Here is a 10371-nt window from a genome sequence, read left to right as displayed (position 1 = left end):
CTACTTGAGCCCGTTTTGGGGGTTACGGCCCTAGCCCGGCTTCTTTGCCCAGAGCAGGAACTCAAGATTGCCGTCGCCACCGGTGATCGGACTTTCGGTTGTCGCCTGAACCGCCCAACCCAACGCTTCCAGCCAGTCGCGCACGCGCTCCACGGCCGCCGCATGCGCCCTCGCATCCTTGATCACGCCCTTCTTGCCGCCGCCCGGGCCATCGGCCTCGAACTGCGGCTTGACGAGGGTGACCAGCTCCGCGCCAGGGGTTGCAAGATCGAGCGCGACTGGAAGCACTTTGATCAGGCTAATGAAACTGGCGTCGCAGACGACCAGTGAGGGCGGCTGCGGGATCAGATTTTCCGTAAGGTCCCGCGCATCGGTGCGCTCCAGATTGATTACGCGTGGATCGGACGACACCCGTGCGTGCATCTGCCCGAAGCCGACATCGACGGCGAACACCTTCGCCGCGCCACGGGTCAGCAAAACCTCGGTAAAGCCGCCGGTCGATGCGCCGACATCCAGCGCCACCCTGCCCTTCACGAGGACGGGCCACAGGGTCAGCGCGTGGTCCAGCTTCAGCGCGCCACGCCCGACCCAAGGGTGGGCGGGCTGGGCCTCCAGCGCGATGTCGTCCGCGAACTGTTCGGACGCCTTCCGCACGATCACGCCGTCGGCCAGAACCAGCCCCGCCTCGATCGCGGCGCGCGCTTGCGAGCGGCTGTCGAACAGGCCGCGTGCGACCAGAAGCTGATCAATCCGCGTCTTCACGGCCTTGCTTTCATCAGGGCGTCAAAGCGACGCCAGACGCGCCAGCGCCGCCTGCAGCTTGACCTTGCCCGCCTCGGCCTCGGCCAGCTTTGCGCGCTGTTCGTCGACGACTTCCGGCGCGGCGCGAGACACGAAGTTGGGGTTGCCCAGCTTCTTGTTCACATGGCCGATGTCGCTGTCGAAGGCGGCGATTTCCTTCTCCAGACGGGCCCGTTCGGCGGTCAGATCGATGATGCCCGCCAAGGACAAGGCGATGGTCGAACCGCCGGACACGAAGGTCACAGCCCCTGTCGGCGCCGCGTCAGCCGAGCCGACCTCGGACACCCGGCCCAGGGTCAGGATCAGATCGCGATGGCGGGCGATTCGCTCAGCCGTCACTGCGTCGGGCGCGACAAAGGCCAGCGGCGGCTTGGCCGACGGCGGCACATTCATCTCGGCGCGCAGGCCGCGAATCTCGCTGACCAGATCGACCAGCCAGCCGATCTCGGCTTCGGCCGAGGCGTCGATGAAGGCGTCCGGCAGCACCGGCCACTCGGCGCCGATCAACAAGCCGTCGCGTGCGGGCCCCTCCTTGCCCAGTTCGGCCCACAGTTCCTCGGTGATGAAGGGCATGACCGGATGCAGCAGCTTCAGCGTCTGATCCAGCGTCCAGGCGGTCATCGCCCGCGTCTCGGCCTTGGCGGCTTCATCAGCGCCCTGGAACACCGGTTTGGCCAGTTCCAGGTACCAGTCGCAGAACACATTCCAGACGAAGCGATAGAGGGCGCCCGCCGCATCGTCGAACCGTCCGCCTTCGATAGCTTCGGACACCGCGCGTTCGGCCTTGGCCAGCTCGCCTCGGATCCAGCGGTTGATTGTCTGGTCAACGCTCGCGGGATCGAAGCCCGCCACCCGGCGCGCCTCGTTCATCTGGCTGAAGCGCGCGGCGTTCCACAGCTTGGTGCCGAAGTTGCGGTATCCCTCGATCCGTTGTTTCGACAATTTGATGTCCCGCGTGCCCGACAGGATGGCCATGGTGAAACGCAGCGGATCGGCGCCCAGCTCGTCGATGATGCCCAGGGGATCGATGACGTTCCCCTTGGATTTGCTCATCTTCTGACCCTTCTCGTCGCGGACGAGGCCATTGATGATGACGCGCTTGAATGGGACCTCGCCCATGAAGTGCTGACCCATCATCATCATCCGGGCGACCCAGAAGAAGATGATGTCCGCCGCCGTGACCAGGTCGCTGGTCGGATAGAACCGCTCCAGATCCTCGGTCTTCTCGGGCCAGCCCATGGTCGAGAACGGCCACAGGGCCGAGGAGAACCAGGTATCCAAAACGTCCTCGTCCTGGGTCAGGGCGACCTCGGAATCATAGTCCGCCATCGCCTGTTCGCGGGCGTCCTCTTCCGTTTCGGCGACATAGATTTCGCCGTTCGGACCATACCAGGCCGGAATGCGGTGCCCCCACCACAGCTGGCGCGAGATGCACCAAGGTTCGATGTTGCGCAGCCATTCGAAATAAATCTTCTCGTAGGACTTGGGCTCGAACACAGTATCGCCCTGCTCCACCGCCTTCAGCGCGGGCTGGGCCAAAACCTTGGCATCGACGTACCACTGGTCCGTCAGCCACGGCTCAATGACCACACCGGAGCGGTCGCCGTGCGGGACGACGTGTTTGGTCTTCTCGATCTCGCGCAGCCAGCCCTCTTCCTCAGCGCGGGCGACGATGGCCTTGCGCGCGGCGAAGCGGTCTTGACCGACGTAGTCCGCAGGTACGTCGGGCGTATCAACATCCGTGATGCGTCCGAAAGCGTCGAGGATATTCAACGACGGCAGGCCGGCGCGCTTACCCACGCCGAAGTCGTTGAAATCATGCGCCGGCGTGATCTTCACCGCGCCCGAGCCCTTGGTCGGATCGGCATAGTCGTCCGCGACGATGGGTATGCGACGGCCGGTGATCGGCAGGGTCACGAACTTGCCGACCAGGCCGGCGTAGCGTTCGTCATCCGGATGCACCGCCACGCCGGTGTCGCCCAGCATGGTCTCGGGTCGGGTCGTGGCGACGACGATGAAGTCGCGCGTCTCGAACTCGGTCGCCTTGCCGTCCTCGTCGAGGGCGATGGGATGTTCATAGATGACGCCGTCGGCCAGCGGATAGGCGAAATGCCAGTAGGCGCCGTCGACTTCGCGCTGCTCGACCTCCAGGTCCGAGATGGCGGTCTGAAAATGCGGGTCCCAGTTCACCAGCCGCTTGTCGCGATAGATCAGGCCTTCCTTATGCAGTTGCACGAAGACCTTGCGGACGGCGGCGTTTAGCCCCTCGTCCAGGGTGAACCGCTCGCGTGACCAGTCGCACGAGGCGCCGAGACGGCGCAGCTGACGCACGATGGTTCCGCCGCTCTCGGCTTTCCATTCCCAAACCTTGTCGATGAAGGCGTCGCGGCCCATGTCGCGGCGACCGATATTGCCGGCGGCGGCAAGCTGACGCTCGACCACCATCTGGGTGGCGATGCCGGCGTGGTCCGTGCCAGGCAGCCACAGCACCGCCTTGCCCTTCATCCGGTGATAGCGGGCCAGGATGTCCTGCAGCGTGTTGTTCAGCGCATGGCCGATATGCAGGCTGCCGGTCACGTTAGGCGGCGGAATGACGATCGAATAGGCTTCGGCGGCGCCGTCAGTGCGGGGCGCGAACAGGCCGCTCTCTTCCCACTGGGCGTAAAGGCGGGGCTCGGCGGCCTGGGGTTCGAAGGTCTTCTCAAGCATCGTCATTCTTTTTTGCTAACGCTCCGCGCGCGGCGCGTCGCTACATGAGCGTATCGAAATGCGAAAGGGCGGCCCCTTCAGGAGCCGCCCCTCGGATTAGTCTGGGCCGAAGCGAAGGGCTAGGCGCTGCGCGCGATGCGTTCGACTTCCTTTTGTACCGCCGCCTGGACGACGCCGGGCAGATTGTTGTCCAGCCAGTCCTTCAGCAGCGGGCGCAGCATCTCGGCGACCATCGCCTCGACGGTGTTGCCGCTGACGAAGGGCAGGTCGCCGGAGGCCGACGGAGCCGGCTCAGGCTTCTTGAAGCTGGCGGCCAAGCCCGCAAAGGCCGAGGCGGCGCTGGCGGCGGCGCTGTCGCCGACCAATGTGTCATAAGCCGGGGCCGGCTCGGGAATCGATTTGTAAGCCGGCGCGGGTTCAGGCTCGGGCTGATAGGGCGCGGGCGAATGTTCGACCACGTCCAGATCGCCGATGGTCTCGGCCGGCGCCTCATAACGGTCGGTCAGTTCCAGCACGTCGTCTTCGACGGCGGCGGGCTCCGACACAGGCTCAACCGGAGCGGCGAAGACACTTTCGGCCGCGATCGGCTCGGGAACCGGCTCAGGCGTGGCTTCCGGCATGGCGGCAGCCGGCGTTTCGGCCGGGGCCTCGTCTTCAGAGATGATCCGGCGAATCGACGCCAGAATCTCTTCCATGGTCGGTTCCTGGGCGGACTGATCGGTCATGGCGCAACCTTGGGCGAGGCCTGGGTAGAAGGGGTGGGCGCCGAACGATGGATCGCTCGAAACCTGTGCCTTGTCGTCGCATCTTCGCCCGTCGGAATCAACGGGCGGTTTCCGTCCGTATTTGACGCGGTCAGTTCTGCGGCGCCGTGCGCACGACCTCGCCCTTGAGCTGAGCGTCGATCGGCGCGTCGGCGGTGTCCGGCGTGGTCACGATCGGCGGCGAGGCCACGCGGTCCAGCGTCTCGATCACGCCGTCCCACGGCAGGCCGCCGCGTCCCTTGACCTGGTCGTAGTTCGCAGCCGGATCATAGGCCTCGATCGTCGGGTTGAGCGCCGGGCCTTCCAACTGGCCCATGGCGGCCAGCAGCGAAGCGCGGGCGACGTATTCGGCGGCGCGGGCGCTGGCGACCGAAGTCTGGGCGTTGCGCAAGGCCAGTTCCTGATTCAGCACGTCCAGCGTGGTGCGCAGACCGACCTGGGCTTCCTGGCGCACGCCTTCGGCCGCGACCGATGCGGCGCGAACGGCTTCGGTGCCGGCCGCGACCGTCGCGCGGGTCGAGAGCACCTGAGCATAGGCCGAGCTGACGTTCTGAAGCACGGTGCGGCGCTCGCCCTCGATGCCGATCTGGGCCGCGTTGGCGCGCTCGAGAGCCTGGGCGACGCGCGAGCGGTTCAGACCGCCGGTGAACAGCGGCACGGACAGGGTGGCGCCGGCCGTGAAGCTGCGACGGTCAGCCAGTTCGCCCAGGTCGCCCAGATCGTTGGTCGAACCGCCATAGGAGGCGGTGGCGCGCACCGACGGCAGATACTCCGAACGGGCGGCGGCGACAGCTGCCTCGGCGCTTTGCAACTGATAGGTCGCGGCCAGGACAGCAGGATTGCGCTGCAACGCCGTCTCGATGGCGACGTCGAAGTCGCTGGGCACCTCCGGCAAAATCGGCGCGGCTTCCAGATCGGCCGGCGATTGGCCGACGACGGCGGCATAGGCGGCGCGCGACGTGGACAACTGGGCCTGGGCGTTCGCCAAATCGGCTTCGGATTGCGCCTGCGAAGCTTCGGCCTGAGCCACATCGGTGCGTGTGATCTCACCGACCTCGAAACGGGCGCTGGTTTCTTCCAGCTGGCGTTGCAGCACCGTCAGGTTCTCCTGACGGATACGCAGGATTTCCATGTCGCGGGTGACGTTCACATAGGCCTGTATCACCGACAGCATGACCGACTGCTCGATCTCACGCAGATTCTCACGGCCGGCCAGGACGCTGGCGCGGGCCTGATCAATGGCGCGCGAGGTGCGACCGGCGGTCCAGACATTCTGGCTGACGCTCACGCCGACATTGGCGCCTTCGGTTTCGGACGATGAGGTCGTGACCTGGGTATCAGGTATGCCGTCGCCGTTCGTATCGACGAACTGGGTCACGGCGGGGAAGTCGCTGCGCGTGTAGTCCACACCGGCCGAGGCGCCGATGGTCGGGCGCAGGCCCGACCGGGCCTGAACCACCGTCTCGTCCAGCGCACGCTGGTTGGCGCGCTGGGCCAGCAGGTTGGGGTTGGTCCGATAGGCCAGGGCGATGGCGTCCTGCAGCGTCTCGGCCCAGGCCGGCGCGCCCAGACCGGTCATCACGGCGACCACAGCGGCCGAAGCCAGCACACGCGAGCGTTTCAACATTGTCCGTCCTTGCGTGACGCTCCGAAGAACGCCCGAATGTTTTCTCAAGCGTAACTGCGGCCTGACCGAACCACACGCCAGTTAAGTTTTCTTCACGGTTGCGAACGGGATTTCCGTCGCAACCGCGCGTCTCTTTGGTCTTACAGCGCGAAAGTGGGGGCGGGCTTCAGCTCGGCAAGGACCGCTGGCGACGAATCAAACAGTTCGCGGCGCGACAGGCCTTCGCGCGTCTGAACATACAGAGCCGCCTTGCCGATGGCGCCGCGGCGTTCGACCACGACGATCCGGCCGCCGGGACGCAGTGCCGCGCCCCACGATTCGGGAAGGCTCTCGACGCCGCCTTCGGAAATGATCAGGTCCCAGCCTTCGCCGGTCGGCTGAGCCAGCGGCGCAACGACGGTCGCCACGCCCGCTTCAGACAGGGCCTCGCCGACCACGGCGAAAACGGCGTCGTCCGATTCCTGAGCCGTGACGCTGACGCCCATACGGGCGAGTAGCGCGGCGGCATAGGGCGCGGCGATCGCCAGGGCCTTCTCGCCTTCGCGTGCATCGGCGGCTTGCAGCAGCTTGGCGACATCACGCGCCGGCATCAGGCGGCGCTCGCCCGCGATCACCACCGATTCTTCGGAATAGGCGGCGAAGGCGCGATCAGGCGCGCAGAACTTTTCACGCGGCACGGCCATCATGGCCAGGTGAATCGCGCGATCCGTCACGTCGTTCACTCGCACCTGCGAGTCGACCATGGCCTTGCGCTCTGCGGTGAAATCCATCTGTAGGCAGCCTTCAACGATAATCCGGGAGGAAATCTCGCGCGCTTATAGGTCCGTGCGTTGCAGCGGACAATCCGATCTGATAGCGAACGCCCCTCGCGATGACCGCCGCCGAGAAATCGGGGACAAAAAGCGGCCTGATGGCGGAGTGGTGACGCAGAGGACTGCAAATCCTTGCACCCGGGTTCGATTCCCGGTCAGGCCTCCATCGCGACGATACGGACGAAGGCCGCCCCTCGGGGCGGCCTTCGCGTTTTCAGCTTCCAGTGAGCGCCGTCGTCGTCAGGTGATGAAGCGCAACCGCACTGGTCGCCGCGACATTCAGCGAATCGAACCCGCCCGCCATAGCGATGCCGATCGGCCGGCAACGGTCGATCAAATCCTTGGGCAGCCCCGGACCTTCCGACCCCAGCATCAGAGCGACCGGTCCGGCGCGCCTGTAGTCCGAAAGCCGCTCGGTCGCCGAAGGCGTCAGCGCCAACACCTCGACGCCGGCCCGCTGCAGGGCCTCGATAATGTCTGTCGCGCAGGCCACGACGAACGGCGTGCGCAGCACCGCACCGACCGAAACGCGAATCGCCTTGCGGTAAAAGGGGTCGCAGCAGGTCGGATCAAGCAGCACCGCCTTGGCGCCGAACGCGGCGGCGTTCCTGAACAGGCCGCCGACATTGTCGTGGTTGCCGATCCCGCTGGCCACGACGAACACGTCCTGCGGCCTGATATCCGCCAGCATTTTATCCAGCGACAGCGGCTGGGGCTTTTGGCCCAAGGCCAGAATGCCCCGGTGCAGTTCGAAACCCGCGATCTGGTCCAGCACGGCTTGGCCCGCAACATAGACGGGCGTCGCGGGCGGCAGAGACGTGATGACATCGCCCAAGGCCGCAACGCGCTTTTCCGCCAGCAGCAGCGACAGGGGCCGACAGCGCGAAGCCGTCGACGCAAGTCCGCGCACCACCACCTCCCCTTCCGCGATGAACAGTCCCTGACGACTCGTCAGATCGCGCTCGCGGATATCGCGGTAGGCCGCAACACGCGGGTCGTCGGGATCGTCGATAAATATCGTTTCGATTGGCTCGTTTTCCCATTGCAAGATCAGAACGGCCGCTGCTATACGCCCGCCTCCCGAGCAGATGTTCCGCAGTAGCTCAGTGGTAGAGCAGCCGACTGTTAATCGGCTGGTCGTAGGTTCGAATCCTACCTGCGGAGCCACTCGGGGTAAAGACTGAGGCCAGACAAGGCGTTAGGTCGAAAACTTTCCATAATACCTGATCCTTTTCGCACGACGACCGAGCTGCTAGGCGCGGATGTGGCGCGCTCTGGTGTCGCTTTGACGCACCCCGCCCCTGTCCGTAGATCAAAGCGAACCTTGCCCAACCTCGAGCGTTGGCAAAGCTATCCCTCACGATCCAGGAGAGACGCCCCGCCTCGATGTCCATCAGCTTCCTTCTCGTCGTCATCCTGGTCCTGCCGTTCCTTGGTGCCATCGTCGCGTCCGGCTTGCCGCGTCACGCACGCACCTCGGCCGCCATCTTGTCCTGGATCGTGGCCTTGGTCAGCCTGGGGTGTCTGGCTGCGCTATGGCCGATGTTCCAGGACGGGGAGACGCTGCGCCACGAGATCCCGTGGCTGCCGTCGCTGGGCGTCAATCTGGTGCTGCGACTGGATGGACTGTCGTGGCTGTTCAGCGCCCTGATCCTGGGGATCGGCGCCTTGGTGGTGCTGTATGCCCGCTACTACATGTCGCCGAAGGATCCGGTGCCGCGGTTCTTCTCCTTCCTGCTGGCCTTCATGGGGGCGATGCAGGGCGTGGTGCTGTCGGGCAATCTGATCCAGCTGGTCGTCTTCTGGGAGCTGACCAGCCTCTTTTCCTTCCTGCTGATCGGCTATTGGCACCAGAACCCCGCCGCGCGCGAAGGGTCCCGCATGGCGCTGACGGTGACGGCCATGGGCGGTATCGCCCTGCTGGTCGGCATGATTCTGATCGGGCGGATCGTAGGGAGCTACGACCTCGATGTCGTCTTGGCGTCGCGAGAGGCGATCCAGACCAGCCCACTGTATCTGCCCGCGCTGATCCTGCTGCTGCTCGGCGCGATGACCAAGAGCGCACAGTTCCCGTTCCACTTCTGGCTGCCCCGCGCCATGGCCGCGCCGACGCCGGTCAGCGCCTATCTGCACTCAGCGACCATGGTGAAGGCAGGGATCTTCCTGCTGACCCGCTTCTGGCCCGTCCTGGCGGGGTCCGAGAGCTGGTATCTGATCGTCGGCGGCATGGGTCTGGCGACGCTGCTGCTCGGCGCCTGGTGCGCCATCTTCCAGCATGATCTCAAAGGCCTGCTGGCCTATTCGACGATCAGCCATCTGGGCCTGATCGTGCTGCTGCTAGGATTAGGCAGTCCGCTGGCCTGCATTGCGGCCATCTTCCATACGGTGAACCACGCCACTTTCAAGGCGTCGCTCTTCATGGCCGCCGGCATCATCGATCACGAGGCCGGCACGCGGGATATGCGCAAGCTCAGCGGTCTGTTGCGCTTCATGCCCTTTACGGCGACCCTGGCCATGGTGGCCGCAGCCGCGATGGCGGGCGTGCCCCTGTTAAACGGCTTCCTGTCCAAGGAAATGTTCCTGGCCGAGGCGGTGGCCAGCTCCCATACGCACGGCCTGAACATGCTGCTGCCCGCCCTGGCCACCTTGGCCAGCGCCTTCAGCGTTCTGTATTCATTGCGGTTTATCCACGCGACCTTCTTCGGCCCGCCTCCGACAGAGTTGGATCGCATCCCGCACGAGCCGCCCGCCTGGATGCGTCGCCCCGTCGAGGTGCTTGTCGCGCTGTGTCTGGTCGTCGGCATCTTCCCGGCTGTGACGGTGGGGCCGTTTCTGAAGAGCGCCGCCGTTTCGGTGCTGGGCTTTGACCTGCCCTATTACAGCCTGGCCCTGTGGCACGGATTCAACCTGCCGCTGGTGCTGAGCCTTATCGCCCTCGCCGGCGGCGTGGGTCTCTATGTCGTCTTCGGCAAACGCATCAACGCCAACCCGCGCGGCGGACCGTGGGGCTGGAAGCGTCTGAACGGCGGTTGGTTGTTCGAGCGAACCATGACTGGCCTGTTCAAGGGATCGGAGGCGATGGTTCGTCTGTTCGGGGCGACACGACAACAGGCACAGCTGAGGGCCATCGTCTTGGTCGCCCTGCTGGCGGGCGGGCTGGCGGCGATCGGCGCCGGATTGGTGATCCGCCCGATCATGCCGACATTGACCTTGTCCAACTGGGCCTTCGCCGGTCTGTGGCTGATCGGCGCCAGCTGTGCAGTCGCGGCGGCATGGCAGGCGAAATATCACCGGCTGGCGGCCGTGGTTCTGATGGGCGGCGCGGGTCTAGCCAGTTGCCTGTCCTTCGTCTGGCTGTCGGCGCCTGATCTGGCCGTGACCCAATTGCTGGTCGAGGTCGTGACCACCGTCCTGCTGCTGCTGGGCCTACGCTGGCTGCCGAAACGGCTGGAGACCATTCGCCTGCCACAGGCCATGGAGAAGCGGTCTCGCCGCCGCCGCCGTATCGATCTGATCATCGCCGCCGCCGTCGGCGCGTCCTTGGCGGCCATTTCCTACGCCGTCATGACGCGTCCATCGATCGAGGGGATTTCGCGCTTCTTCGTCGAGCACGCCTATAAAGACGCGGGCGGGCGCAACATCGTCAACGTTATCCTGG

General features: G+C 65.4%; 7 protein-coding genes and 2 tRNA genes. 3 read left to right on the top strand and 6 right to left on the bottom strand.

Going from position 1 to position 10371, the window contains the following annotated elements; all coding sequences use genetic code 11:
• Positions 1–30: 30 nt before the first annotated feature.
• The 5 genes from RT123_RS10660 to RT123_RS10640 form a co-directional block, all read right to left on the bottom strand.
• A complete protein-coding gene (locus tag RT123_RS10660) occupies positions 31–762 on the bottom strand; it encodes a TlyA family RNA methyltransferase (RefSeq protein WP_313009122.1) in 732 nt (243 codons plus the stop codon).
• A 21-nt stretch (positions 763–783) separates the two neighbouring features.
• The gene (locus RT123_RS10655) at positions 784–3510 is read right to left on the bottom strand and encodes a valine--tRNA ligase (protein ID WP_313009121.1); all 2727 of its coding nucleotides are present in this window, start codon (positions 3508–3510) and stop codon (positions 784–786) included.
• A 119-nt stretch (positions 3511–3629) separates the two neighbouring features.
• A complete protein-coding gene (locus tag RT123_RS10650; protein WP_313009119.1) occupies positions 3630–4235 on the bottom strand; it encodes a DUF2497 domain-containing protein in 606 nt (201 codons plus the stop codon).
• Between the two features lie 130 nt (positions 4236–4365).
• Positions 4366–5901 (bottom strand): TolC family outer membrane protein, encoded by a 1536-nt coding sequence (locus RT123_RS10645; protein ID WP_313009118.1) that lies wholly within the window; start codon positions 5899–5901, stop codon positions 4366–4368.
• A 140-nt stretch (positions 5902–6041) separates the two neighbouring features.
• A complete protein-coding gene (locus RT123_RS10640) occupies positions 6042–6671 on the bottom strand; it encodes a protein-L-isoaspartate O-methyltransferase (protein WP_313009116.1) in 630 nt (209 codons plus the stop codon).
• 134 nt (positions 6672–6805) lie between these two features.
• Here RT123_RS10640 and RT123_RS10635 point away from each other — a divergent pair.
• Positions 6806–6879 (top strand) — tRNA-Cys (locus RT123_RS10635).
• A 48-nt stretch (positions 6880–6927) separates the two neighbouring features.
• On the opposite strand, the gene RT123_RS10630 is transcribed toward RT123_RS10635, so the two are convergent.
• A complete protein-coding gene (locus RT123_RS10630) occupies positions 6928–7761 on the bottom strand; it encodes an RNA methyltransferase (RefSeq protein ID WP_313009115.1) in 834 nt (277 codons plus the stop codon).
• A gap of 44 nt (positions 7762–7805) precedes the next feature.
• Here RT123_RS10630 and RT123_RS10625 point away from each other — a divergent pair.
• Both RT123_RS10625 and RT123_RS10620 read left to right on the top strand, forming a co-directional pair.
• A tRNA-Asn gene (locus tag RT123_RS10625) sits at positions 7806–7880 on the top strand.
• A 219-nt stretch (positions 7881–8099) separates the two neighbouring features.
• Positions 8100–10371 (top strand): monovalent cation/H+ antiporter subunit A (locus tag RT123_RS10620; RefSeq protein WP_313009113.1); only part of this gene is annotated, 2272 nt, incomplete at its 3' end.

This window comes from Brevundimonas vesicularis (assembly GCF_032067225.1).
Classification (GTDB): Bacteria; Pseudomonadota; Alphaproteobacteria; order Caulobacterales; family Caulobacteraceae; genus Brevundimonas; species Brevundimonas vesicularis_F.
This window is presented reverse-complemented; position numbering and strand designations above follow the sequence as displayed.

What these genes read in the sequence shown, in the direction of transcription:
- RT123_RS10655 (WP_313009121.1), bottom strand. Translation starts at nt 3,510, where the DNA reads ATGCTTGAGAAGACCTTCGAACCCCAGGCCGCCGAGCCCCGCCTTTAC.
- RT123_RS10650 (WP_313009119.1), bottom strand. Translation starts at nt 4,235, where the DNA reads ATGACCGATCAGTCCGCCCAGGAACCGACCATGGAAGAGATTCTGGCG.
- RT123_RS10645 (WP_313009118.1), bottom strand. Translation starts at nt 5,901, where the DNA reads ATGTTGAAACGCTCGCGTGTGCTGGCTTCGGCCGCTGTGGTCGCCGTG.
- RT123_RS10640 (WP_313009116.1), bottom strand. Translation starts at nt 6,671, where the DNA reads ATGGATTTCACCGCAGAGCGCAAGGCCATGGTCGACTCGCAGGTGCGA.